Origin of the sequence: Candidatus Avelusimicrobium aviculae (assembly GCF_949292495.1) — a bacterium.
GTDB classification, from domain to species: domain Bacteria; phylum Elusimicrobiota; class Elusimicrobia; order Elusimicrobiales; family Elusimicrobiaceae; genus Avelusimicrobium; species Avelusimicrobium aviculae.
The window spans coordinates 25372-50221 of sequence record NZ_CASEZB010000024.1 but is presented as its reverse complement, the minus strand read 5'-3'; the positions used below and the strand labels follow the sequence as shown (position 1 = coordinate 50221).

General features: G+C 46.9%; 20 protein-coding genes. All 20 read right to left on the bottom strand.

The features are described from left to right. Nucleotides 1–158 precede the first annotated feature (158 nt). The 20 genes from ACQY33_RS06055 to ACQY33_RS05960 all read right to left on the bottom strand — a co-directional run bounded on the left by ACQY33_RS06055 (nucleotide 159) and on the right by ACQY33_RS05960 (nucleotide 24847). Nucleotides 159–3650 (bottom strand): hypothetical protein, encoded by a 3492-nt coding sequence (locus ACQY33_RS06055; RefSeq protein WP_428074936.1) that lies wholly within the window; start codon nucleotides 3648–3650, stop codon nucleotides 159–161. Between the two features lie 194 nt (nucleotides 3651–3844). Beyond that, nucleotides 3845–5452: a hypothetical protein gene (locus tag ACQY33_RS06050; protein WP_428074935.1), complete on the bottom strand. Its 1608-nt coding sequence runs from the start codon at nucleotides 5450–5452 to the stop codon at nucleotides 3845–3847. Nucleotides 5453–5467: 15 nt separating this feature from the next. Next, nucleotides 5468–5680: a hypothetical protein gene (locus ACQY33_RS06045; protein WP_428074933.1), complete on the bottom strand. Its 213-nt coding sequence runs from the start codon at nucleotides 5678–5680 to the stop codon at nucleotides 5468–5470. 9 nt (nucleotides 5681–5689) lie between these two features. Next, on the bottom strand, nucleotides 5690–7153 hold the full coding sequence (locus tag ACQY33_RS06040) for a hypothetical protein (RefSeq protein ID WP_428074931.1): 1464 nt from the start codon (nucleotides 7151–7153) through the stop codon (nucleotides 5690–5692). 22 nt (nucleotides 7154–7175) lie between these two features. Then, entirely contained in the window at nucleotides 7176–7445 is a 270-nt protein-coding gene (locus tag ACQY33_RS06035; RefSeq protein ID WP_428074929.1) for a hypothetical protein, read from the bottom strand. A gap of 9 nt (nucleotides 7446–7454) precedes the next feature. Continuing rightward, on the bottom strand, nucleotides 7455–9011 hold the full coding sequence (locus tag ACQY33_RS06030; RefSeq protein ID WP_428074927.1) for a hypothetical protein: 1557 nt from the start codon (nucleotides 9009–9011) through the stop codon (nucleotides 7455–7457). Between the two features lie 47 nt (nucleotides 9012–9058). Continuing rightward, nucleotides 9059–10366: a hypothetical protein gene (locus ACQY33_RS06025; protein ID WP_428074926.1), complete on the bottom strand. Its 1308-nt coding sequence runs from the start codon at nucleotides 10364–10366 to the stop codon at nucleotides 9059–9061. A gap of 174 nt (nucleotides 10367–10540) precedes the next feature. Then, a complete protein-coding gene (locus tag ACQY33_RS06020; RefSeq protein WP_428074924.1) occupies nucleotides 10541–11074 on the bottom strand; it encodes a TadE/TadG family type IV pilus assembly protein in 534 nt (177 codons plus the stop codon). Further along, the gene (locus ACQY33_RS06015; RefSeq protein WP_428074922.1) at nucleotides 11071–12183 is read right to left on the bottom strand and encodes a TadE/TadG family type IV pilus assembly protein; all 1113 of its coding nucleotides are present in this window, start codon (nucleotides 12181–12183) and stop codon (nucleotides 11071–11073) included. Before ACQY33_RS06015 ends, ACQY33_RS06020 begins: the two co-directional genes overlap by 4 nt. 2 nt (nucleotides 12184–12185) lie before the next feature. Next, nucleotides 12186–12386, bottom strand: a complete 201-nt coding sequence (locus ACQY33_RS06010) for a hypothetical protein (protein WP_428074920.1) — start codon at nucleotides 12384–12386, stop codon at nucleotides 12186–12188. Next, a complete protein-coding gene (locus ACQY33_RS06005; protein ID WP_428074918.1) occupies nucleotides 12370–13059 on the bottom strand; it encodes a response regulator in 690 nt (229 codons plus the stop codon). The genes ACQY33_RS06010 and ACQY33_RS06005 overlap by 17 nt, the downstream gene beginning before the upstream one ends. Before the next feature lie 27 nt (nucleotides 13060–13086). Then, nucleotides 13087–14211 carry an ATP-binding protein gene (locus tag ACQY33_RS06000; RefSeq protein WP_428074916.1) on the bottom strand — a complete coding sequence of 375 codons (1125 nt, stop codon included), beginning with the start codon at nucleotides 14209–14211 and terminating at the stop codon, nucleotides 13087–13089. After that, entirely contained in the window at nucleotides 14195–16090 is a 1896-nt protein-coding gene (locus ACQY33_RS05995; RefSeq protein ID WP_428074914.1) for an ATP-binding protein, read from the bottom strand. The genes ACQY33_RS06000 and ACQY33_RS05995 overlap by 17 nt, the downstream gene beginning before the upstream one ends. 96 nt (nucleotides 16091–16186) lie before the next feature. Beyond that, nucleotides 16187–17134 (bottom strand): DsbA family protein, encoded by a 948-nt coding sequence (locus ACQY33_RS05990; RefSeq protein ID WP_428074912.1) that lies wholly within the window; start codon nucleotides 17132–17134, stop codon nucleotides 16187–16189. A gap of 17 nt (nucleotides 17135–17151) precedes the next feature. Next, nucleotides 17152–17421 (bottom strand): hypothetical protein, encoded by a 270-nt coding sequence (locus ACQY33_RS05985; RefSeq protein ID WP_428074910.1) that lies wholly within the window; start codon nucleotides 17419–17421, stop codon nucleotides 17152–17154. Between the two features lie 24 nt (nucleotides 17422–17445). Further along, nucleotides 17446–18552, bottom strand: coding sequence for a HAMP domain-containing protein (locus ACQY33_RS05980; RefSeq protein ID WP_428074908.1), 1107 nt, complete (start codon nucleotides 18550–18552; stop codon nucleotides 17446–17448). Between the two features lie 18 nt (nucleotides 18553–18570). Further along, on the bottom strand, nucleotides 18571–19935 hold the full coding sequence (locus ACQY33_RS05975) for a tetratricopeptide repeat protein (RefSeq protein WP_428074906.1): 1365 nt from the start codon (nucleotides 19933–19935) through the stop codon (nucleotides 18571–18573). A 13-nt stretch (nucleotides 19936–19948) separates the two neighbouring features. Continuing rightward, complete coding sequence (locus ACQY33_RS05970) at nucleotides 19949–20842, bottom strand: type II secretion system F family protein (protein WP_428074903.1); 894 nt, start codon at nucleotides 20840–20842, stop codon at nucleotides 19949–19951. Beyond that, nucleotides 20842–22527, bottom strand: coding sequence for a type II secretion system F family protein (locus ACQY33_RS05965; protein WP_428074901.1), 1686 nt, complete (start codon nucleotides 22525–22527; stop codon nucleotides 20842–20844). Before ACQY33_RS05965 ends, ACQY33_RS05970 begins: the two co-directional genes overlap by 1 nt. Before the next feature lie 13 nt (nucleotides 22528–22540). Then, the gene (locus ACQY33_RS05960; RefSeq protein WP_428074899.1) at nucleotides 22541–24847 is read right to left on the bottom strand and encodes an ATPase, T2SS/T4P/T4SS family; all 2307 of its coding nucleotides are present in this window, start codon (nucleotides 24845–24847) and stop codon (nucleotides 22541–22543) included. Nucleotides 24848–24850: the final 3 nt, after the last annotated feature.

The following is a 24850-nucleotide window of genomic DNA, read 5'->3' as shown; positions in this document are numbered from 1 at the left end:
TATTTTCTTGGGTTACCCCCTAGGACAGCAATGCAAAATAGGCAATACCTCCCAGCTAAAATGTTTTAGCATAATCAATATTCCCCAGCCCAGCTGGGGGTTTTTATTACATAAAAAAGGGGCCCTCTGGTAAGAGGGCCCCTTTAATATATTGTGAACTACTTAGTAGGAGTACAATCTATTTCATTACACGAAGCTTCTTGGTTCATACTCTGGGAGGAACGCACTCCTCCAGCATTATAAAACTTCTCAGCGGGATTTGCATCCGGCTTATACTGCAAGCCGTTTGTACATACCAAGTTAACATATTGCTGCAAATCCTTCTTGGCTACTTGTACAGAACTCAAACTCTGGCACTGCCCGGAGAACATGGGCATATACTGCGTTTTATATTTGCCTCTGTACATAGCGGGGGCGGCGCTGTTCCCTAAGGGGAAAGAATCCTTGCCGTTGGCTAACGCCCGTAACGGGTACCCGCCGTGGCCGCTATTTCTGTTTACAATCTCCGGATTGGTGGAATACGGATACGCACTGTATTTGCGTTTGCGCGCTTCCAAGGAATTATTATACGGAATATCCGACGGATACACGTCATTGCCGCGGTTCCAGCCCGGTTTATTAAAACGCGGGTTGGCCGTATAATTTTCATCAATGGAGCGGCCGGGATAGAACGCCGCGGCCGTCGGGCTGACGTACACCGCATACGTACCAAACGTATTTTCAAACCGGCTGTCATTCACGTCCGGATCCACAGACCAGGAAGCCACTTGATGCGCCAAATAACACACAGAGTCACCCCGGATGGTGAAGTTCGGATCTTCATCCAACAGTAAAGCCTGCAAGAACACCGCTACCGGAATTTCACCGCTGTGCTGCTTAATATATTCCTGCACCTCTTGTTGGGTAGGCACAATGATAGTGGGGTCTTGCTCGTGCATTTGCTGGGCTTTTTTAAGCAGCTGGTTTGTAAGAATTTGGGTATAGCTTTCCACGCATTCCATACAAGAGAACGCATATTTTACAAACAGCTGTCTCATAGTGGCCGCTTCTATATTGGCATTGATGCCATCCGTAGACATACGGTACTTTACGTTAGCCCCTTCAGGAGCTTTGGCGCCGCCGCATTTAAACTCATTGGCATAGGCTTTAATTAAAAACCCTAATTCTATGCGCGCCGTTTTGGAACCACCGGTCGGCTTCGGTTCCGGGTCCGGCTCTTCAGTAGGAGGCACGGGCGGGTTGATACTCACTTCATCATAATAAGAACATTCCGCAATGCTTACTTCCGTACCCGGCAGACCGGGGCCAATTTCCGTACGGGTTTGTTCCGCGTTGGCGGAAACATGCAACTCCAAGGATTCCCCAGGTGCATATTTCCCTTCATTGATACCCTCTACCTGGCGGATAAACCAACGAATGCGAAGCGGCTGCTGCCCTTTCGGGATATTGGTAGCCAATACATCCAGCTCCATTCCGCGGGTTTCTGCGCCTACGCGCGCGGCCGTGGTTTTGGCTTTTACCGTGTCACGTTCCACCGTATAATCCGCCGGTTCGTAATGGCGAACGGAAGTAACCCCTTCAAACGTTTTAGAGAACTGCGCCTTGGCAGAATCCCACACGGAATACATAATGGTGAACTTATCTTTAATTTCGTTATAAGTTACCTTGTCTCCCGACGCGTTAAGAAGCGTTACACGCGCATAAGGAATTTGGTTCCCGTCTTTTTTCAACATGGCGTTATCTTCGCAAGTAATACGCGCTAACGGGAATTCACAGCGCGCGCCAATCAGCCAGTCACGCCCCAATTTGCCGGGTTTCGTGCGCATAGCCGCCTTGGTTACCGGGTACATGCCTTCCGATTTTACAACAGCGCTCTTGGTGGCATAGGAAACATTGCGTCCGCTGGCCAATAAGCCGATAAACTCGTTATATTTCAAAGGTAAAGAGCGGCTTTCTCTGACGGTTTCCCCTTCTTCATTTTTAGTCTTAACAGTTACGTCCAAAGAGCGGGTCCCGTCCGCATTCACTTCAGACTTTAAGTCTTTTTCAAAAGCTACGCTTTCAATAAACAACGGCACATAACCTGTTTTGTCCGCATATACTTGCGCTTTCGTGCGGAAAACAGGGCCTTCGTCCATATAAAATACTTCCAACATATCCGCGCGTGCATTTTCCGTAGCTTTATAGTAACGGGCAATGTCCGCAGCTTTTACACCCACCACATAGTGGTAGATGTTCCAATCGCCTTTGCGGTTGCTTATGAACGAAGCGGTGTAAACGTCCGTAGACGCAAAATCATAGCAACCGCTGGCTTCCACTAATCGGCGGCTTGCCTTGCCTTTGTCAGCCAAGCCAAACAAGTTGAAACCTATACAATCGGCACGGGTTTTCCAGAAGCCGCCGCCAGTTGCTTTGGCGCCTTGCCATTCGCAACCATATTGTTCTTTGGCTTCTTTGGATTTACACCAATCTTTCAAAGACAGCCCCGCCGGTGCGCTGGCCGGAACGGACCCAATCATGGATTTGCCGCATTTGCAGCCTTCCTGCTGGGCACCTTCCCCGCTGGCGCCAAACATCTCGCCCATGGCGCCGTCGTCTTCGCCGGTAATCAAACAATTAATTAAACCGCCCAAAATATTTTGAGCCAATTTGTCTGCCCAGCCAATCCAGTCCCACTTGCGGTTAAAGCGTTTTTCCCATTCCATTTGGGAGCGGGTTTTCATTAAATCCCACCACCAAGGGGTAATGCCGTTGTAGCCAAAGCCGTGTTTTAAATCGCTGGGACCGCCGCCAATGCGGGACTCGCCGGCAGCTAAACCGCCCACGCGGCCGGGCTTAATCGGCGCGTATTGCGCGTCGCGCAGCGCTTGCATGGCATCTCCTTTGGTTAAAGCTTGCGCTGAACGGCGGGCTTGCTCTCCGGCACCCATGCCAAAATACCCGCGCTGCGGGCGGCCTGCGGCCTGCAAAGGCTGCAATGACACCGGTTTGGGAGGCGTTACAGGAGTGGGCGCCCCTACTTTTTTGGCAGCGCCTTTTAAACTGCCACCCCAAGGAGTAATATTTAACCCCCCGCCGGCAGAAGCCATGGCGGCGCGGCCCATTTCTTTAATTTTAGTGGTAGAACGGCGAACGGCCGCACGGGTAGCCGGGGCGGCGGTTCTTCTGTAAATATTCGTCGTGGTCTCCGTGGTGGGAGAAGACGTATAAGAAGAGCTGCTGTTCTCTAAACCGCTGCGGTCATAGTCGTAGGAAGTTTCCGCAGAATCTTCATCACTGCCCCAGCCTTTAATAAGGCTCAACGGATCACGCCCTGAAAGCTGAGCAATTTCACCGTCAGGATCCGTAATGGCCGTATCAAAACCATAGCGTTCCGGATCAAAAATAGTGTCCTCGCTGGAAGGAGCAATAATAGCCTCTTCGTTCACTTGGCCGCTGTATTTATACAAAAACGGCAATAACAAAAGGGCTACCAACGCCGCAATAAAGAACGGCGCGTCCCGTTTGGTACGCTCAAAAAGCGTCTTCTTGGGGCGGCCATTACTCCCTATCTTGGAGGAAATACGATTAGCAAAAGATGCAGGAGCGGCGGATTTGCTGTTCTTGATCTTATCGCTAAAGGTAAAACTTTCCTTTTTTTCCTCTGGCATAAGTGCCTCCTATAAAAATAAATTTAACTATAAATATAAACCAGGCTGGAATTGCCGGATTTTTAAAATCCCCAATTACACAACCTTTTCATTTACAAATTGTTGTACTGCTTTCCCCATACAACAGGGCACTTCAAAACTGCTTATACTATTATCTTAGCAACTGAAACTAAAATTATCAAGACCTAATTTGCTTAGTCTATATAACTCCACCCTTGGGAACCGGAAAGATCCGTTTCCGGAAAGAAATCATTTGGAGTGGACGACCCGGAAGAGCCGCCCCACACCGGCACGTTAAATGTACCGTGCACGCTTTCCGTCACTTGTTGGTTAGAAAATTGTTCCGGGTTATAAATGGATAAATCTACCTCTTCACCCTCTGCCGCCTCGGACTGATCTTTTAAATATTCCGTACACATCCGTTCATATTCATTTAATTTATCGTCTAAATTATTGGTGCTGCATTCACCGGAACGGCTGTATTTCAACTGTACAAAACATTTTTCTCCCAACGTATTATAATCCCGCTTAACTTGGGAACAAGCGCTGCGCGCCTGAGCCAGAGCGGAACGCCAACTATTTACTTTGGCGGAATTGCCGCAATCCGCAGGAAAAGCGGGGAACGTTCCCTGCAAAGCATTAATGGTATTAATTACGCTGCGGGTAAGACTGGTTATCTGCGGGCCCAGCGTGCGGGAAGCCTCATCACATTCCTGTTGGCGCTGCTGCTGTTCTTGGGCCGTTTCAATATCCGCCACAACATCATCTTCCTCCAACCCGGCTATGGCTATGCCCCCGGTGGCACTAAACACTTTTTGGGGCATCTCTTCGGCAAAAAAACCGGCTGCCGCCAATGTTTTTTTAAGCGGAATCTGCTTAGCCCGGTTAGAGGCCTGGCTGGTAAGCCAAATATAACGAAAATCCGTTAAAGACTTCCCGGCGTTTTGCAGCATCATCATGGCAGAATTTGTTCCCCCTAATTTTTTGTCTAAGCCGGAAGTCTGCTCTAAAATAGCTTTTTGAAAAATTTCATTTTTCCAATCACTCTGAGAAGAGCCCACTACCCCCACTTTCAACTTTTTTAACCCTAACGAAGCATCATATCCGTCCGCCGGATTACGCGCGATTAAAGAAGTGTCTTCCCCATAATACATCTCTGTTTTGGCTTGGGCGGAAGCGCTGGCATCTTTACTAAGCTGGTTAATGCCTCTGTTAAAGCGAATTTGCCCCTGTCCGGAATCATCCCCCGTATTGAGGGCCACCCCGGAAATGGCATCTACCGGCTTTCCCTGGCGGCGCAAGGAATCATTTAACGCTTGAAAATCAATTAATGTAGAAGACTCTTCCCCCACCGCGCCATAAGCGGAAGCCCCGCGGTTAATGGCATCAAAACGACCCGGCTGGGTAGAAAAAACAGAATATGAATTGGCAGCCAAACGTGCCGCCGGCCCGCGTTCGTCATCCGCCCAAAACAGTAATGTCTTTAAGAAAGACATTTGCTGCATTTGCTCTTCACTATATCCCATAGCACGGGCCAAGGACGACAAAACAGGAATATGGCTAACGGGCACAAAGCCACCCACTCCCCCAAACAACAATAATAATAGCGCGAGCGCTAAATATTTTTTAGAAAACCACTTTTTCTGAAAAAACCGTTTATTGGAAGGGATACTTTCCTCTTTTACATGCAAAGTTTCTTGTGAAGACAAAGAATCCTGATTTACTGGGGATGCCTGTTTCCGCACCGGCTCATTTTGAGCCGGTGCGGAAGAAGGATAATCCGGAGGAAGCTGGTCTACCATAAAACCCTCTTTTGACTATGGACGGGTGCCATATTTGTGCTGGAACTTTAAAAATTGTTCCTGGCGGCTCTGCCTTTCCGCCTTTTGGGCACGGTATTCGTTTAACTCGCGCGTAGCGTCTTTATACTGGAAGTCAAAATACAACCAAACGCCAAAACACGTAAGCACTATTACTACCAGCAAAGCTATGCCTATAAAACGCCTTAATTTGATGTCTATATTTGCCATAACACACCCTTATCCGTTCATGTCTTGGTCAGCAAGATCTTTTTTGTTGTTTGAAATGGCTTTGCTGGAATTAATAACCTGGCTTCCCGCCCCAGTCAACGCGCCCACACCCGAAACGCCGCCTACAATAGGAGCCCCGAAGAGCTTATTCAACCAACCAGCAAATTTTTGAACTAACTGTGCCACCGCTTGAATATAAGAAATACCTATTAAAGCCATTAAGATAGGCCCAACAATCATACAAGCCGTCGTCAAACCGCTGCCGCCCCATTTTTTCATACATTGGACAGCGTCTACCAAGAACAGCGTGATGGCCAACATCATCGCCGCGCCGATAGCAAGGGCCGCGATAGTTCCCCACGGAGAAGCTTTAAACAAAGCGGTAATGGCAAACATGGCGGGAATGGTTAAGAAAACCAACGCCACTAAGGCACGTTTCAAACGGGTACGGTCTTGCTGGCGTTCCAATTCTTTTTCCATTAAATCGTCTGTTGCCTGATCTAAATTTTTGCGGGCGTTAATGGTGGCCTGTTCAAAATCATCAGACATAACGGCCCCTTCAGACAGCTGCGCGTCTTCAACCTGTATCCCGCCGGAATTTTGGGAGCTGGCCATAAAAGCGCGGCCCGCTTCGTTGGCGGCACGGTATTTGTTTTTAGCGATATCCGCGGAGCGTTTTCTAACCTGTTCCAAGGTGCGCCCTTCGCCAGACTCCATACCGCGGCCCGCGCGCGCATTACGGGAAGCGCCAAAAGAAGAATCTACATCTTGAAATTTAGTGCTGGCCAATAAAGTGGAACCTTCCGGCATGGAACCGGACAAGCGGTACGCTTCCCCTCCCACAAGGCCCAAGGAATTACCGCTTCTATTTACTGTTCCGCCGGCGCCGTCCTTACCGGAGCGGGAGGAAGCCCCCCCATAAGTAACCCCAGACACCCCGCCGGAAGCCGTTGCCATTATGCCGCGCTGGGCCATAGCCGCCGCACGCGCTCCGCCGGCGGCTCCCGCCGCGGCTAACGCGTCCCCGCCGTTAGAATCAGGCTTTTGGTCCACCACCACAATATCATTATTTCCGCCCAAGCCTTCGCTGCGGCCGCCCATTGCGCGTGTGGCAGGGGTTTTGCCGCCGCCCATGTTATTGCCTAACTGGCCCACTGCCGCCAGGCTGGCATCATCTCCGGCCCAGTCATACCCGGCGGAAGCCAAAGTATCATTGGCGGAAGTAATACCCTGCGCACCCGCGATTTGAACCGTTTCACCCATAGACTCCGCCGGATTTACTTCATTACGGCCATAGGTGCTGATGACGGAGCTGCGCACACGGGCTTCATCTTGGGAAGCGGGCTGTCTGTCGCTGGTTAAAACCATGGCTCCAACTACCGCCGCGCCCAACCCGGTTGTTAAAATTACCTTCTGCGGCAGGCCTAGTACAAATTTGCCCGCTTTGCTTTTTAAAAAATGAAACAGGTTCATAAAATCCTCCGGTAAACTCTTTTTATTCTCCCGTTACGGCGTTTAGACTTTGATTTACAGCGGCGGAAGAATTAAGTTGCGTCGCACGCATAAAACTTTGTATACGGCGCATTTCTTCCTGCTTTAATTCATACTCCGCTTCCTGCTTGTCTAAAATAGCTTTATTATGAAAATATCCAGTCCATCCAACTACCATCCATACAAGCCATACTAAAGTTAATATTCCATATACCCAGCCGGCCCGTTTAAAAAATTTTACTTCTTTGTCTGTTAAAATTAATTTTTCCGCCATAAGCCCCCCTTAGCGTCCGTCCGTACGCGACATATATTCTTGGGCGCGCCGGGAACTGGCATCACTGGCCGAGCTACCTTCTGTTACATCCAAAGTAGAGCCTGGCTCATTGCCGCTGGAACTGCCACGCACAGAACCCACACGGCCTTGTTCGGCAGAATCATCCTCTGCTTTTAGCTTGTCTACAGAAGTCGTCCAACCAAAAGCATCCGCTAACATCCAAGGGATCATTGCCCCAAATAATACTAAACCAAAACCGCCGGCCTTGGCGCAGATTTTAAGTTTATTGGCAATTTTCTTACCGGCTTTGGCTTCTTTGCTGCGGTCTCCATATTCTTTATCATATTCCTCGGCGGCGGCATAGTACTCGTTAAATTTGCCGCGTACAGCTAACCAGCCTAAGAAAGGAAAGGCACACGCAAAGGCAATAAACGTATAGCCTATCAGTTTTCTTAATTTCTTACGCAAATCTTTGCGTTCTTGGCGAAACTGCTCCTCTTCGGTCATTATTTCTTCCATAGCGGAACCTACCGCCCCATTAATGCCGGATAAAGAAGCGTCGCCAAAGTCATCTGAACTGGCGCCCTGGCCCACAGAAACCTCTCCTACTCCGTCTAAACGAATACCGCCGGAATTTTTTGTGCTGGCCATAAAGGCGCGCCCGGCTTCGTTAGCGGAACGGGTTTCGTTCCCGGCAATTTCCGCAGAACGTTTGGCCATTAATTCCAAACTGTTAAAATCTTTGGAGTTTTCTCTTGGTTTAACATCCGCTCCAAAACTGGGTTTGGCACGCTGGTTGCGGGCATTGGGAATACGGGCCCCTTCTTGTTCCGGCAAATACACAGCGTCTGTACCTGTGGTAATACCATCAGAGCCGTTTAAATTTTTACCAGAATCGACCGTCCCGGGCATCCCCACATATTGGGCGGAACCGCCAGCCCCGGCCGACAAACCGCTGCCTGCCATAGTACCACCGCCATAAGCAGCCCCTAATGCGCCGCTGCGCGTGGCCGCCCCGCTCACACCGCTGGCCGCCGCCGCGGCAATGGCATCCGCCTGCGCCTTTCCCGCTGAAGCGGCCGCCTGTGCTTGTTGCAGCGCTTGGGCTTGCATGGCTTTAATTTGCTCCGGAGAAAACGCTTCCATCTTTTTATTGCCTAACCCTTCGTTTATCCCCCCTATCGGGTTAGCATCTACCGCCGGAGCTGAAGTTTGCGCTTCATAAGCGGCCCGCTCAGCGGCCTCCCGCTCCAACTCTTGCTGGCGCAAGTATTCCGCTTCCCGCTGCTGCATTTCAATCGCTTTGGAAGGAGCCGCCCGGAAAGCACTTTCTGTATGATCCTCAAGACCATACTGGCCGGTGGCCGCGCCGGATACATAGACCACCTCTTCTTGTGGTTGGTATCCTAACGAGTTGAAGGCATTGTCTGAATTGGAATCAGACCCTAAAATCTGCCAAGCGGCAACACAGCCCAACCCAACCGCTGCTGAAGCGGCAAGCGCCTGGGTGCCGGAAAGCATCGCTTTCCCCGCCTTGCTTTGAAAAAATTTAAATAAGAATCTCATATAAACCTCCAAAACTGCTATTGGGACCGTAAATAAAACACCCGTTCCTATATCGTACGCGTATACGGATCTTTTGGTTTCGGGGTATCCGTCTGATTATTTCCAGGTTTTACCGGGTCTCTATTCGTTGTTCTGCCATATCCTTCCATAGTAGGCGTATCTAAAAGACCATTTCCAAAAATATTTCCGCCGCCACCGCTAGAGGAACGAACGTTATTGATAAAAAATGAAGACCCTTCGGGCGTAATGGTATAGGTGTTGTTGCTCCCTTTACTTATATAACCTAAATCTGCATATCTGTTGATAGTATCTGAGCTCCAAGAAGCAGGAACATCGCTTCCTGCAGATAAACCGGATAAATTCGTGCCATATACACTCTTGGCATAGCTGTTATTTTGGGCAGAAGCGCTCCACTTATTAAGGGCATTGCCAAGAAACTGCTTTGCAAGGTCTAACCCAATTTGCATTAATCCTTCCAAGAACATACGCCCTAAACTTTCTTCTTCCTGCAGTTGCTGCTCTTGCGCTTTTTCACGGGCATCGGCTGCGCGGTCTTGCATGGTTTTTTCCAGATTGCTTAAATCCGGGGTATCGGCATCGGAATAGTTGATGCCGTCACCGGTACCGGATAACGGAACCCCGTTTGAATCAAAGCCGCCGGTTCCCGATACATGAGAACCAAACAACGCTTTTTGGGAATCCCGCGCCTTATTGGCGCCGCGCGCCGCCGCACGGCTGGCGGAATTAAAACGGGCTAACGCCTGGCGGGCGTTATTCGGGTCTACAAAAGGGGCTTCCTTTCCTTTATCTTCACGTTGAAAAGGAGAAAAATCCCCCTTTACAGTACCGCCAAAAGTGGCAGTCGTGTTTCCACCGCTGGCTGACGCCATGGACCCGCTGGGTGTAAAAGAACCTATTTGCGTAGGAGTGCGGGCAGAGCCGCTCCCCCCGCCCCCGCGGTAGCCGGTGTATGCGCCCGAAGAAGCAGAAGACTCTTCCGATGAAGAATTATCCTCTTGTTGGCCTTCTTCTTGGGCATCTTCCGCTTGGCGGGCCTCTTTTTCTTCTTTAGAATAGATAGCGTTTACGTTATTGTTGCGCATATCCGGGTATTTAGAAGCTAATAAAAACTGTTCCGCCTCATCGTTAACAAAAGGCATTTGGGCCAAATCGTAACCGCGGCCCTGCAAATCTTCAAAAGAATCATCCGGCCCGCTTCCGGAAGCTGCCGCCAATGTGAGCAGCGCCACCAGTACCACAATAGCAATACCACCATATGTATAGGCTTGTTTTTTATCCATATGGTTTAGTTTTTTAAATACTTTGCCGGCCAACGGCGATTTAAAATTAAACATAAACTGTCCCTTTTTACATGATATAAAAATTACTCCTGTCGGCCCGTACGTCAACACATACATACGCCCAAACACAGAGTTTCATATAAATTTCCCTTTAGGGTGTACTTTTAGTATAAGCAACCAAAAGGGCCTTGTCAAGGGAGAATTCCCCTTACTTTTTATACAAAAAGATTAATCCGGCTGTACATACGGCATTACGCGGTCATTTTTACCTACAAATTTTTTGACCTCAATCTCACCGCCGGTATCACACAAATATTCATACCCTTTATAACAGCGGTTATCCCCTTTGCACACTTCAAATTTATCGTAATTGCATAAAAAACGAATACGGGGCGGATTAGTAAAAACCTTTAGTGTAACCAATGTCCACGTACCGGAGGTATCCACTTCCAGGGTAAAACGCCGCAAACTTAAAAAAGTTTTCATACCCGTATTATTAAAACCTAGGTAATCTTCCACTTTCTTTTTGATGTCTTTTTCCAAAAACTGCCTGTTCCAGTTTTGCATGGAATCCGGAACCCCGCCCTGCAGCTGATAACGCCGCGCGGCATAAAAAGCGGCAATTTCCATCTTTTGGTTTAAAACGAGCAAACCGAATATTTTAATGATAAATACCGCAAAAATAACAAACAACGGAAACAACAGCACCACCTCCGTAGTGGCCTGTCCTTTCCGTTGGCGTAAAAAAGACAAATCTATCATGAAGGCTGCATCCTTATGCTGTATTTAGGAAGCGGGTTGGGCCACACGCAATTATTGCCGCTGCGGGGGCACTGCAAGCCCACTTGGGTACGAACTTTAGGCTTATATTTAACCGTTAAGTTGATATCAAAGTTATTGAGGGGCAATTGGTACCCCTGCTCCAGCTTAATGCCGTTGCGCAATTTTTTAAGCTTATCCAAGCTGGAAGAATCTAAATAAGAAAATTGGAATAATTTCTTTTTCACGTCAGTAGACATATCCAAATCCACCGGATAAGCAGAGGTCATAGTGGTTCCGATGTCTTCCGAAAAATAAGCGCGCACTTTATCAATCTCAAACGGTTTGGACTGCACTTTAACATAATTGGCCATAATGGCCGCGCTTTGGCGGGCGCAATCCCGCTGGTTGCGGCAGGAAGGCGAGTTTAAATAGTACGCCTCCCGGAACATGCGCGCGTCGCGGGTGGTATCTTGGTAAGAGAAAGTTTGGCTTTGGTAAATCTGCCCCAGCAATAAATAGATTGTGATGTATTGCTGTAAGCTGGGAACGCCAATAGAGGTGGACGGAAAAAAGTTTTCGTCCGCTATTTTTTTACTGGTTAGTACGTAACGGCCTTCCTCATCGGGAGAATCGGAAGGCTGTTCTTTGTTCCAATTTTTACGCTTGTCTTGATAATAGGCATAATCCCAATCATCCGAAGTGGGAGCCGGATTGGGGTTATATCCGGCGTTGTCGGCGTGATCAGGCCCTAACGCGGGGAAAGCCCCCGCCTGGTAAAAAACGTCAAATACGGTATATTTCCCCTTGGTCCCGGCAGCCCCTTTAGGGGATAAATAATCCGCGTTGTAACTTTTCATTACCCTGTAAGGCATATTTCCGTTGGTATACGCAAGCGCATTTAAATAGACCGATAAAGAAGACATTTGGCTGTACGCCGCATTATCCAGCGCGAACTGGTTACGTATTTTATACATAGACACTTTAGAGGTTTCAAACAGCAGGTAAATAACCAATATAAAAATGGGAGCCAGCAACACCGCCGGGAGCAAAATCTGCGCCCGGTTGTTGCTTATGGTTCGTTTACATATACGCCCTAAAATGCCCATCATATTTAGTAACCCATTAACATCCCGATAAACGAAAAGAAAATACGCACAATATCTTTATTAAAAAGCATAATAAAAGCGGAAAACAAAGTAACTACTGTCCCTAACATCAGGACGTACTCTATAGTAGCCTGCCCGCTGTTATCGGCCAGTTTGTTTTGGCGCTTTTGCTTTAAAAACATGGCGGATTTATTCTCCGTATTCATCGGAAATACGCGTTCCTTCAGAGGATATAAGCCCCTTTTCTATTGCTTTTACCACGGCTTCCGTACGGCTGCTTACACCCAGCTTATGAAACGCGCTGTTTAAATGATTTTTAATGGTTTTAACGCTGCAATCCAGTTCTTTGGCCAATTCTTTATTGCTCATGCCTTTGCCTAACAGATCCATAACCTTAATTTCCGTTTTGGTCAAAGTAGCTTGAGAAGGCATAGAGCCGTCCCCCATTTTGCGTAAGCCGTGCAATAACTTGCCCATCAGCTGTTGGGGAATCATCAGCCCTTCGCTGGTAAATGTTTTAATGGAATTTACCAACTCCGCCGCCGGCAGCATTTTAGACAGATACCCGTTGGCGCCCGCTTGAATAGCATCCAACACATGGGCTTCATCCTCAAAGCTAGACAGCATAAGCACGTTTACTTCCGGAACGGCCAAACGAATTTGCTTGGTAGCGGATATACCGTCCATTTTAGGCAGCTTAATATCCATTAATACCACGTCCGGCTTAAGTTTCTTAGCTAAAGCAACGGCTTCTACTCCGTCGGCTGCTTCGCCTACCACTTCAATCCACTTTTCGTTGGTCAGCACATCTTTGATGCCTTCGCGGAAAAGCGTTTGGTCATCCGCAATTAACACGGACACTTTTTTCTTTTTATTCATGTGTTAGCTCCCATATCCAAGTTAAAACTATAAAGTAACAATAGGCAACGTAAAAGTAAACGTGGCCCCTTTTCCTAAACCTTCGCTCTGGGCCCAAATACGCCCCCCATGATTTACCACAATATCCTTGGCAATGGATAACCCCAGCCCTAAACGGCCCACGCGGGATTTATCCCCTACCTGGGTAAAACTGGTAAATAAATCAGGGGCCTGAACCGGGTCTATTCCGTCCCCAGAGTCTGTAACCGATACTTTAGCATTTTTTTCGTCCATTCTGCCAACCTGTATGGCAATCTTGCCATTGTCGGGCGTATGACGGACGGCGTTTTCCAAAATATTAGATATTACTTGGCGGATGCGTTTCTCATCGGCAAAAACGCCAATTTCCCCTTCACTTTCAAAGGTAACCGCAATAAAACGCTTTGCCGCTTTGGCTTTAAAAATTTCCGCCGTCTTTTTAAGGCTGCCTGTTAATTCAAATTTTGCTTTTTCTATACGCAACTTGCCTTTTTCAATAGCGGCCCAGTCCACCAAATCTTTAATTAAGTGTTCAATTTGGCTGATGCTTTCGTCCATGAACATCATTTTTCGGGTTTGGTCCGCATCAGGGGATTGCAATTTCTTTTTAAGCATATCAAAACTCATTTTCAGCGTCATAAGAGAGTTGGACAAATCATGCGATACAATAGAAAAGAATTTGGATTTCATGTTATTCAACCGATCAAGATCTTCATTACGCTGTTTGAGCTGAATCAACAATTCCTTGTTGCTTTGTTCCAAAAAGTACTTATCCAAAGCACGGGAAATCGTGCGTTTTAAATAGTCAAAATCCACCGGTTTGACCAAAAAATCATAGACGGATTCCTGCATGGCTTCCATAATGGCGTTTAATGAAGCGTAAGCGGTAATCATAATAATTTGGGAATCCTGGTTAAAAGCGCGGATCTTGCGTATAAGTTCCAAGCCGGTTTCGTCAGGCAGGTTATAATCCATTAAAATAACGTTAAAAAACTCATTGGTACAAATATCCAAACATTCTTTGGCATTTCCGGCCTGATAAACTTTATAGCCCTCAATTTCCAGCAAATCCACCATGGTTTCGCGCAAATTGTTGTCATCGTCTACCACTAAAATCTTAGCTTCTTTCTCCATAACTGGTATCTCCTGGTTTTTTATAAATTCTCAAATAAAGCTCAAAACACGTTCCTTTTCCTTCCTGACTGTGAATAAAAATCTTCCCTTTATGGCGGGCCATTGCTTTGCCTACTACGGCTAAGCCCAACCCCGTACCGCGGGCCTTGGTAGTAAAAAACGGGGAAAAAATTTTGTTCTTCATCTCTGGGGAAATACCCGGCCCTTCATCCGCCACAAAAATGCACATGACCCTTCTGCCCACCTTGGTTCCTACCGTGATAGTGCCTTTATCCTGCATCGCTTCCGCCGCGTTAACAATCAGGTTGCGAATTGCCTGTTTCATTTCTTCCGCATCTATTTTAATACGCACGCTCTCCGGGTCCAATGCTTCTTTAATACGTATTCCCCCGCTGATAGGAAAAGAAAGGATAATTTCTTTTAAATAGCTGTTTACGTCTATTGCCGTTAAAATAAGTTCCCGGCTGCGGGCATAACCCAAAACTTCATTTATAATACTGCTGGCCTGTTTAATTTCCGAATCAATAATTCCAAATTGCTTTATTAACTTGGGTTCTTTTGGGGAAACAATGGTTTTAATTAAACGCGTGGCGTTACTAATTACCGCCAGCGGGTTGCGTATTTCGTGGCTGATAATAGAAGCCATCTGCCCAATGGCGGCCAGCCGTTCGGTTTTTACCAATTCCCGCATAGCCTCTTTTAACTCGCGCGTACGTTCTTCCACGCGTTTCTCTAATGTGCGGTTCATTTGCGCCAATTCTTGCTGAGACTTCAAAACTTCCTCTTTGCGCTGTCTTAATGTAGCGGCCATATCTAAAAATACGGTAGCCAAGTCACCAATTTCATTATGAGGAATATCAACATCCGCTCTGGTAGGAATATAATTATCCTCTTCCCGCAAGCGGACAGCGGCCGCCTGCAAACGGCCTAACGGGCGGGTAATTGGGATGATAACCAAATAACTGACAATTACCACAAAAGCTATCATGCCTACTATAATAACCAATAAATCAATTAAAGAGCTAAAGGTGTCTTCCAATAATAAAGCGGTGGGCTGGTCCGCCGGCTGCATGACAAATACCGTCCAATGCGCTTGGGAAACTTCCGCGGAAGCCACCAACATATGTTCCCCGTCCGGCATTACCACTTCCCCCGAGCGCTTGGCCCCCAACTGGCGCTCTATATATAAAGCGGTTTCCCGCAACGAAGGCTGCGCCTCTAGGGCTAACCCATGCGGAGCGCCGGAATAAGAAATAATGGTTCCATCCGAAGCAAACACTAAAACTTGCAAATCTTGCGGATAAGCGGAAGCAAGGCTTTCCCCTAAATCGCTTAAATCCAATTCCACCACCATTACGCCGGTAACGTCTTTATCTCCCAAATGTTCCCGAATTGGAAAAGCCATTAAGGCATACATCTTCCCGTCCGTACGTTTAACGGAACCGACGTAATCCTCCCCGTTCATAACGCAAGTGGTTAAAATGTTATCCAACTCCGCCGCGTAGCTAAAGCGGCTTTTGTCTTCGCTGGAATAAAATAACTGCTGCCCGTTGCTGTTTAAAACGGAAATGTGGGTAATGCCCGGGGTGCGTTCACGCAGGTAATCTATGTCTGTTTGGTCTATAAAACGGTGGCCGCCAAAATCGGTATGCAAATCGGTAAAGATGGAAAAAACATTCGCCCGGCGCGTTACGTTATTGCGCAAAATAGAAACCAAGCGGCTGGCAACCGCCTGCTGCTTTTCCAACAGTTCATTATTTAATAAACGGTTATTTATGCCCAATACATGGTATCCGATAATCAAAACAGGCACAACGGATACAATGCTTAAAACCAGCAACGCTTTTGGAAACAAACCGCCCAATTTGTGTTTAATCATGAACGTCCTTCCGTTTTATATTTAAGGGAAAGCGGGGACTGGCAAACCAGCCCCCGCTTTTATTATAGAAACTAAATGATTAGTTCTGCACGTTTTTTAGCAGCTTCCGGCAGGAACGGCTTGCCCGTTGGCAGCAGGAGCGCTGGGATTCATAAACTCAAAACCTTCCAATTCAGCTACGCCGCCAAAATCTAAAACAACCTTTCCTTCCCACAAGAAAGAGGGAGAAGCGTTCACGCCATATTCTTGGGTATATTTGGCTTCTTCTTTCAAGAGTTCTACCCCTTCGGTATCAAATTTTTTCATGATTTTTTTGCTGTTAATACCCGCTTCTTCCATGGCTTTATCCCAGCGGCTGGAGCGATAGTCTTTGTTGCGGATTTCCAAATATTTCCAGAATTTTTTAGGATAGTATTTGGCAATTAACAGCTGGCGGATGTTTTCTTCCCATTCCGCAGAACCGTGCAAGCTGGAAAAACCGTCTTTATCGCTGTAATTTACGATATAGCGCACGCGAATGTCTTTATCTTCCGGCAATTTGCCCGCTTTTTGAGCTTCAATAATTTTATTTTCAGCCATAGCGCCATAAGGGCATTGAGACATTACAAAAAGTTCCAACACGCCCGGTTTGGCTTCTTTGTTAGGCAATACGCCCTGGCGGGTTTGCTTGGGCAAAGCGATGAATTCGTCTTTTTCAATAGCTACGCCATATTGAATGTGCTGAGCCAATTTTTCTTTAATAGCATCCGTCTTTTTGACTAAATACAAAGGCAGGAAAGAATAATCCATTTCTGCTAATTTAGGATCTTTTTTCGCCTCAGAAACAGCTACTTTGGTTACTTTCGGTTCCATACCCAAAAATTGGGAAATACCTTGCGTAAGCTGCGTGTCTTCTTTACCGGCGTCATAATCTTCCGATTCAATAATAATAAACTCCACCGTTTGTTTTTTATCGGCTTTAGCCGTTTTGGCAGTCTTAGCTGTTGCAGCAAAAGCGACGCCAGCCACGGCAAACGCCAGCAATACTGTTAATATCTTTTTCATTGTCTGTAATCTCCTATTTATTTGTCTTCTAATTCTACCCTTACGCCGCGAATTCCCACAGCGCACAAAATGTTATACGCCAATAAAAAGAACACCACGCTTACCAACGTAAGCAAAGTTCCTTGAATAGAACGCATAATCAAAGTCATAATGTAATCCAACGTGACGGCCCCGTCCGGATTAAACAATTCCAACAAAGCAGTAATTAACATTACCGCAAACACCGCCACCGGAAAAGCGGAAAAAATTACATTGCCGATTGCTATCTTTTTAATTTCTACTCTCATAAACTCTCCCGTTAAACGAACCGGCTACTTCTCCGGTTCCAACACCAAAACCATGCGGTTTTTACCGGCATCATCCGGCAATTGTACGGCTTTCACTAAACATTGTACATTTTTATTAATTACTGTGCCGCGCAAAACTTTTGTGGGATTTTCCAACGCTTCCCCCACCACCTGAATAATATTCTGCTGCCGCCCGTCAAAAATATCCAACAAATGCACGGGGCCGGTCTTCTTGCTATTTAACTCAAAATTGGTGTATAAAATATTGTTATTTTCATCAATCACCAAAGCGCGGGACCCTTTGGGCACCGTAACAGCCAAAATGGTTTTCCACCATTTGCGTTCTTTTTCCAAAGACATAATTTCTACATTCTCTAAACTTTTTATGTCTTCGCGTATTTTTAAAAGCAGGCCGTCTATCGCTTTGGCTACGTCGCCAATTTCATCCCCGCGGGACGGATAAGAAAGCGTAAGCGTATTTAAGGAAACCGCGTCCACCGCGTCTCTTAGGCCGTCTAACGGGCGCAAAATCTTTAGCAACATAAACAAGTATAATACGCCGCCAATAAGCAATATCATAAAAAATACGCCAATGGTATAACGCACCATGGCTGAATGAATCAACTCCTTGGCGCTGGCGCGGGAAACGGCCACATTTACCACCCCCGCCACAGTATCTTTTGCCAGTAACGGGATTGCCATATCATAGGTGTTACCGTCATCATACATAATGGCTTTTGGGGCACGCTCGTTAATGGCGTAAACCACCGCGCTGGTAGGAAGCCCCACCGTAGTATTATAGTCAGAATAAGACTTGCCTAAAAATTGCGTGTTCTCATGCCAGCGGATAGAACCGTCATAATTAAAGTAAATCAAGTCTCTAATGCGGTCATCATTATTCTTCCAAGATTTCATAATGTCCGCTTCCACAAAAGTTACCGGTCCTTTAGGGCGGGACGCCAACGCCGTTACCAGCCTGGGCGCGCGGAAGCGAACCATTTCCACCATTTCGTTTTGCAGCTTCTTGTCAAACACGAACTTGAACATATTGTAATACACCAGCCCGCCAAATACGGCCGCATATAACGAAACCAGTGCAAACCACAATATCCACTTAGAAGTCAATTTCATAATCTCAAATCCTCTATATTAACGTATACCGGTTAATTCTTCCACTTTCTGTAAACCGATGGCAGCGTCCGAGTTACCCGGATCTAACTGTACCGCCTGCACCCACGCCGCGCGGGCACGTTCATAATCGTCTTGGGTGAAAGCGTCCAAGCCTTCTACGTATTTTTGGCGGGAAGCGGCGCGCGCTTCCTCCGACACACGGCCCGTAGTAGGCGCCAATTCCGGCAACGTCTCATTTACGCCCACCGTTTCGGGCAAGGGTTCCGTCGGCTCCGGCTTCACTTCCGGCTGGGTTGTAACCGTAGTAGACTCAATAACTTCTTCCACAATATTGCCCTGCGCATCCTTGGTGCGTTTTACAGAACGGAATTTCTTTTCTTGGGCGATACGCAACGCATTTTCCTTAGCATTACGGGCCTTTTTAATCCAAGAATCCATCTCCGCCGTGTTGGAACCCCACTTTTTGGCTTTCGTCCAATACGCGATGGCGGAATCATACTTGCCAACCCCATACGCTTTGCTGCCCGCATTGGCATAGCCGTCATAAATTTCATCTTTCAGCTGCATCATGTATTTTTGTACGCGCTGATCGCCCGGTTGAATTTTAATAATGCGCTCAAATACGGAATACGCTTCCACATACTGGCCTTGGTTATAGTAGGCCATGGCTTTTTCCATATATTCCTGCACCTGCTGTTTACGCACCACGTTTTCCGTCTGGGAAATTTTAGTTACCAAGCTGGCATCATCTTTGCGAATCATAAGGGCGTTATACCAGTTGTCTAAAGCTTTTTGATAATCCCCGGAATCATACGCTCTGTCACCGCGGCGCACATATTCCGCCGCAATATCAGCGGTGATTTTCTTCTTCCAAGACAAGGCTTTGCTGTTACCGGGGCGAATGGTTAAAATTTCATCCAGTTTTTGATTCGCCTCTACCAAGCGGCCGCTGTCATACAAGCGCAGCGCCTCCTGAAATTTGGCTTCTATCACTTGAGATTCTGACACCGTGCCATAAGTACCCATATGGTTTGCCTGCAACGCCAAAGTTTGGGCTTGGGTAAAATTAGGGTCAATACTTAAAATGGTTTGGGCCAGCTCTTGCGCGCGCTGGTAATCCCCTTGTTTATACAACTGGTAGGCGTTTTCATACACCATGCGTAAGGTATAGTTTTGAATACGCTGCTTTTCCAGCTGAACGGTAGAAAGGTATTGTTTGCGTTCTTCCACATCGTTTAAAGTGCCTAAGGAAATTTTGCTTAAGTCCAAGAGCATGCCGGCTTCTTTACCGTGCTGCCGAACCGGAATTTCCCGCAAAACGGGAGCGGCCACAGACGAAAGGGCCGTTAAGGCGAATAGAACAAACAAGAAATGTTTTTTCATAGGTTAATCCTCTTTAAAAACTAAGCCCGCCCGCAAACAAACCTTTGACCATAGGGGCAAGAATTAAAATAAAAATCGTTGGGAAAATGAAAATAAACAACGGGAATAACATCTTGGTAGATGCCTGCGCGGCTAATTTTTCCGCCAAACTTAAACGGCGGGAACGCAAATCCGTGGAGAAGTTACGCAGCAAATCTACCAAACTGGTACCCAACTCATCCGATTGCTTAATAAGACCCACCAAGGAGCGAACTTCCTGCACCCCGGTGCGGGCCGCCAGACGGTCCATCGCTTCGCGCCGGGAATAGCCTAATTTAATTTCATTGAGGGTTTTTTCCAATTCCTCTTCCAAAATGGTTTTTTCCTTCGCAATTTTAATAATACGTTCAAACGCGATTAAATAATCCAAACCGGACTCAATAATCAAAGCCGCCAAATCCACCGTGGTGGAGAAATTTCCCAATATTTCAGCCTGACGTTTTTGAATTTTGCTTTTCAATATCAGGTCCGGCAAATAAAAACCTACAGGAAAAGCGATAATCGTCATGATAAAACTTTGAAAAATAATCAACGCCCCCACCGGAAACGCAATCGCCAAGCCTACTTTGAGATATAAAATATCCACCGGCTGCGGGGTATCCGGGCTGCCCAGCTGGAGATGCATTTCCTCCAACGATTTTTCTAAATGGAAAGTGTGCAGAAAAAACAAAGCCAAGCGGTCAAAAAATTTGTCCGGATTTAATTTGGAAAAGCTGGAAGTGGACTTGAAACGGCGCACGGCAACGTCCACCAAAGCTTCTTTTTCTTCTTTGGGAGACAGCAAAGCCAACACCCCAATGAACAAAGCAATGGTGCCGATAATCGCACAACAACCCAATATTAAACGCAACCCCAATGACACTTCCATTATACTTTCACCTCGCCCACTTTCTTAATAATCTTCATGCCAATGGCAATCCACACGACACAGAATAAAAACAGAATCATTCCCAACGGGCTGGCATAAAAAGAAATCATTTCATCCGGGCGGAACAGGAACATCACGCCCACCATTAAAAACGGCATAACACCTACCACAATAGCCTGGATTTTTTGCTGGGCCGTCATAGCCTGCAATTTTTCTTCCAGTTTGCTTTCTTCCCGGATGTTTTCCACCAAGCGGGCAAAAATAACCGTTAAGTTACCGCCGACTTGCCTCTGAATGACAATCGCTTTAATAATATAGCTTAACATACGGCTGTCTATACGGTCATTCATCCCGTCCAAAGCTTTTTCAAAAGGAGTACCCAGCTGGTAGTTCTTAATTACCAAACCAAATTCATCTGAAATAGGCGGGCGCATTTCCGAAGATACTTTTTCAAAACCTTGCACAATATCCATACCAGAACGCAACGAGTTGGAAAGCAAAATCAACGCGTCCATCAGCTGGGCATTAATTTTGCGCCCGCGCGCTTTTTTAAGCGAGTCCAACACGGCTTCCGGCATACGTATACTGGCAAACACGCCAATAGCCACAAACACCAAAAACACAAACACGCCGCTGAAACCGCCCGTGCTGAAGCCAAAAAACAACCCCAGCAACGCAAAAATACCTATGGTGCCAAAAACAATATAACGGATATCTATCGTTAAAAACTGTCTGTTAAAATCTTCCGCCCAAGCCACGCTTTTTGTATGATACTCTTCCACCATAATTTCAATACTTTGGCGTTTGACTTCCAAAAACAGAAATACCGACAAACCCGCCAACGCGCTGCCAATAATCAACATGATAAAAAACATCATTTTATCCGCGGCGGTAGTTTGCAAGGTTTTGGGGTCCGGCGGGAAAGTAGGCACCGCGCTGGACATAAACTCCGTATACAACTGGTTGGACAATACCACCACCGCCTGAACGGCTTGGCGGTATTTGTTTTCACGCTCTTTGGAAGGAGCAGAGAAAGATTCTATCGTACTAAAAAACTCATTATTAATCAGCTCCAATGTAGCCAGCATGGCGCGCCCGCGTCCGTCCATACTGTCTTTCATAATTAAAGGCTTGGAGCCAAACAGCAAATCTTTATTTAAGCGGTCTAACGTAGCCACTAAATTGATACGGTTCCCCACATAGCCGCGCGCCAACTGGTCTAACGAAATAGGCTGGGAAGGATCCATGGACATGGCGGCCCGGTCTAAATACAAATACACGTTAGAAAACGCCTGGCGCCACAAATCCGCCTCGCTGTAAGTGCCTTCCCCGGGGATGTAAACCACTTTTGTTTTATCCATCCGGTCCAGTTCCGCCTCTTTACGAACGGTAACTATTTGGCCGTTTGAGTCTTTGGTTTTAATATCTTGCCCTTCCACAAACCATTTGGGAGGCTTTACCACCGCTCCGGCATTAGAGCACTGCGCCGGCAATTCCTGCGTTTTTTTATCAAGGGGTAATTTTACATCAAACATCTCCGCCAATATACGCATTTTTTCTTTGGCGCATTCTATGCGGTTTTTATCGGCTTTGCCCAGCCCGCGGGCCGATACAGACACCGGGGCCAAAAACAAGCCTAAGACCAAAACAGTAACCAAAATGAAAGATAAAAAGTTCTTTCTCATTTAAAACTCCGTGTCATTTTGCCGCTGGGGGAGGCGGAGGCACCGCCGAGCCGCCCGCTGACTGCGCCTGGGTGATCATGGGTTTGCCGTTTTCATCAAACGGAACCGCGTTTTTAGTAAAAATATCTTCCGGCAGAGGCACCCCTTTTGCTTTAAAATCATTAAAGAAAGAAGGGATATTTCCCGTGGGAGCAAAGAAACCCTGCACTTTTCCATTTTCATCCACGCCGGTTTGTACATAACGAAATAAATCTACGGATTGGATTTCATTGTTTTTCTGGCCGGTCATCTCCGTAATATACGTTACTTTTCTGGACCCGTCAGAAAAACGGGAAAGCTGCACAATCATGTTAACAGCAGAAGAAATCATCTCCCGAATAGCGAAAATAGGCAAGTCCGCTCCGGTTTGCATGCACATGGCTTCCAAACGGGACAGCCCGTCGCGGGGAGTATTGGCGTGAATAGTGGTTAAAGACCCTTCGTGACCCGTGTTCATGGCTTGTAACATGTCCAACGCTTCGCCGCCGCGGCACTCCCCTACTACAATGCGGTCCGGACGCATACGCAAACAGTTCTTTACCAAATCTTGAATAGTAATGGCACCTTTTCCTTCCACGTTTGGCGGGCGGCTTTCCAAAGACACCCAGTGCGGCTGCTGCAAACGAAGTTCGGCCGTATCTTCCACCGTAATAATACGTTCGTCATTGGCGATATAACCGGATAAAGCATTTAAAAATGTAGTTTTACCGGTACCCGTACCACCGCAGACAATGATATTTTTGCGGATACGCACGCATTTTTCCAAGAAATCCATACATTCCCGGCTAATGGTGCCAAAGCGGAAGTAATCTTCCGGGCCAAAAGGTTTTTGGGAGAAACGGCGGATGGTAAGCGTAGGGCCGGAAACCGCCAGCGGCGCTATAATGGCGTTTACACGGGAACCGTCTTTTAAACGCGCGTCCACCAGCGGAACGGACTCGTCAATACGGCGCCCCAAGGGAGACACAATACGCTTAATCACCTGTACCACTTGGTCATTATTGCGGAATTTATATTTGGTAAGCGTCAGTTTACCTTTCTGTTCTATAAAAATCTTGTCAAAAGCGTTCACCATGATTTCGGTAACACTGGGGTCACGCATTAAATTTTCAAGCGGCCCTAAACCCAAAATTTCATCTAACAGTTCTGAACTAAAACGTACGCGCTGATCACGCGAAAATTGCAAATTAGGTTGTTTCTGCAAGATATCATCCACAATGGCCGCCACGCGCTTGCGGGTCTGCTCACTGGCGGAACTCTCCTCGCTAACCACAATATGCTCAATTTCCAGCGTACGAACCACTTCTTTGTGGATTTTTTGCTTTAAATCATCCCAAAAAGACATTTTTGTCTTAGCGGAAGAAGAGGATTCTTCTTCCACCGCGACGTGGGAGTTTTCCGTCTTGGTTTCACCGCCTTGGAATAAGACGGGGCTCCAAATTTCTTTGGCGGCTTGGGTAAATTCTTCATCAGAAACCTGCGCCACCCAGTCTTTCGGGACGGGTTTCAAATCGCGTATTTGGGCTAAAATCAAACGCAGGCCTTTTATCCACTCGCTTTGCGGATTGACAATAATTTCTATTTCACGGCGGTTGGACGAAGCCATAATGCCTTCGTCCCACGGCAAAAACACATCAATATTACGCCCCAAAAGCGAGGTATACACCCGTTCCATTTCTTCATAAGGAATAGAGCCGGGGGTATCGTAGGAATTGCAAATAACGTTAATGCGTTCCAGCGGATAGCGCTGCTCTTTATAATCGTTAAAAAGTTGTATGGTAGAATTTAAATGCGAACGCGTGGCATGCGTAACCCAAAAGATTTTATCAGAAATATCAAAAGCAAACGCTTGCATGGGGAAACTGGAGTCCACATCTAAAAAGATATCAAATGTTTGGGAAAGACGGGATAAAATAGGAATTAAAATTTTAGGGCTGATGCTGGCCACTTGCGCACGGCTGTTGCCCAAAGGCAAAACACCCACCCCCCATTGGGACATGGATATTTTCCCGCGCAAAAGCCCCCCCACTACCGCAATATTCGTGTTGCCCAGCGTACGCAAAATATCCGCCACGCTGACGGGTTTTTTAATATTTAAATAAAAACTATGTTCTTGGCGCGCCAGCGGATCCAGCGGAACAATAAGAACAGGCCTTTTCTGAATACCCGCCCAACCTAACGCTAAGTTAAGCACAAGGGTGGTCTTCCCCGCCCCTTCTTTTGGGCCGGAGAAAGTAATGATTTTAGCGTCTGTTTTTAAAGAAGGGTCCTGTTCAGCCATAAA

What these genes read in the sequence shown, in the direction of transcription:
- ACQY33_RS06055 (WP_428074936.1), bottom strand. Translation starts at nt 3,650, where the DNA reads ATGCCAGAGGAAAAAAAGGAAAGTTTTACCTTTAGCGATAAGATCAAG.
- ACQY33_RS06050 (WP_428074935.1), bottom strand. Translation starts at nt 5,452, where the DNA reads ATGGTAGACCAGCTTCCTCCGGATTATCCTTCTTCCGCACCGGCTCAA.
- ACQY33_RS06045 (WP_428074933.1), bottom strand. Translation starts at nt 5,680, where the DNA reads ATGGCAAATATAGACATCAAATTAAGGCGTTTTATAGGCATAGCTTTG.
- ACQY33_RS06040 (WP_428074931.1), bottom strand. Translation starts at nt 7,153, where the DNA reads ATGAACCTGTTTCATTTTTTAAAAAGCAAAGCGGGCAAATTTGTACTA.
- ACQY33_RS06035 (WP_428074929.1), bottom strand. Translation starts at nt 7,445, where the DNA reads ATGGCGGAAAAATTAATTTTAACAGACAAAGAAGTAAAATTTTTTAAA.
- ACQY33_RS06030 (WP_428074927.1), bottom strand. Translation starts at nt 9,011, where the DNA reads ATGAGATTCTTATTTAAATTTTTTCAAAGCAAGGCGGGGAAAGCGATG.
- ACQY33_RS06025 (WP_428074926.1), bottom strand. Translation starts at nt 10,366, where the DNA reads ATGTTTAATTTTAAATCGCCGTTGGCCGGCAAAGTATTTAAAAAACTA.
- ACQY33_RS06020 (WP_428074924.1), bottom strand. Translation starts at nt 11,074, where the DNA reads ATGATAGATTTGTCTTTTTTACGCCAACGGAAAGGACAGGCCACTACG.
- ACQY33_RS06015 (WP_428074922.1), bottom strand. Translation starts at nt 12,183, where the DNA reads ATGATGGGCATTTTAGGGCGTATATGTAAACGAACCATAAGCAACAAC.
- ACQY33_RS06010 (WP_428074920.1), bottom strand. Translation starts at nt 12,386, where the DNA reads ATGAATACGGAGAATAAATCCGCCATGTTTTTAAAGCAAAAGCGCCAA.
- ACQY33_RS06005 (WP_428074918.1), bottom strand. Translation starts at nt 13,059, where the DNA reads ATGAATAAAAAGAAAAAAGTGTCCGTGTTAATTGCGGATGACCAAACG.
- ACQY33_RS06000 (WP_428074916.1), bottom strand. Translation starts at nt 14,211, where the DNA reads ATGGAGAAAGAAGCTAAGATTTTAGTGGTAGACGATGACAACAATTTG.
- ACQY33_RS05995 (WP_428074914.1), bottom strand. Translation starts at nt 16,090, where the DNA reads ATGATTAAACACAAATTGGGCGGTTTGTTTCCAAAAGCGTTGCTGGTT.
- ACQY33_RS05990 (WP_428074912.1), bottom strand. Translation starts at nt 17,134, where the DNA reads ATGAAAAAGATATTAACAGTATTGCTGGCGTTTGCCGTGGCTGGCGTC.
- ACQY33_RS05985 (WP_428074910.1), bottom strand. Translation starts at nt 17,421, where the DNA reads ATGAGAGTAGAAATTAAAAAGATAGCAATCGGCAATGTAATTTTTTCC.
- ACQY33_RS05980 (WP_428074908.1), bottom strand. Translation starts at nt 18,552, where the DNA reads ATGAAATTGACTTCTAAGTGGATATTGTGGTTTGCACTGGTTTCGTTA.
- ACQY33_RS05975 (WP_428074906.1), bottom strand. Translation starts at nt 19,935, where the DNA reads ATGAAAAAACATTTCTTGTTTGTTCTATTCGCCTTAACGGCCCTTTCG.
- ACQY33_RS05970 (WP_428074903.1), bottom strand. Translation starts at nt 20,842, where the DNA reads ATGGAAGTGTCATTGGGGTTGCGTTTAATATTGGGTTGTTGTGCGATT.
- ACQY33_RS05965 (WP_428074901.1), bottom strand. Translation starts at nt 22,527, where the DNA reads ATGAGAAAGAACTTTTTATCTTTCATTTTGGTTACTGTTTTGGTCTTA.
- ACQY33_RS05960 (WP_428074899.1), bottom strand. Translation starts at nt 24,847, where the DNA reads ATGGCTGAACAGGACCCTTCTTTAAAAACAGACGCTAAAATCATTACT.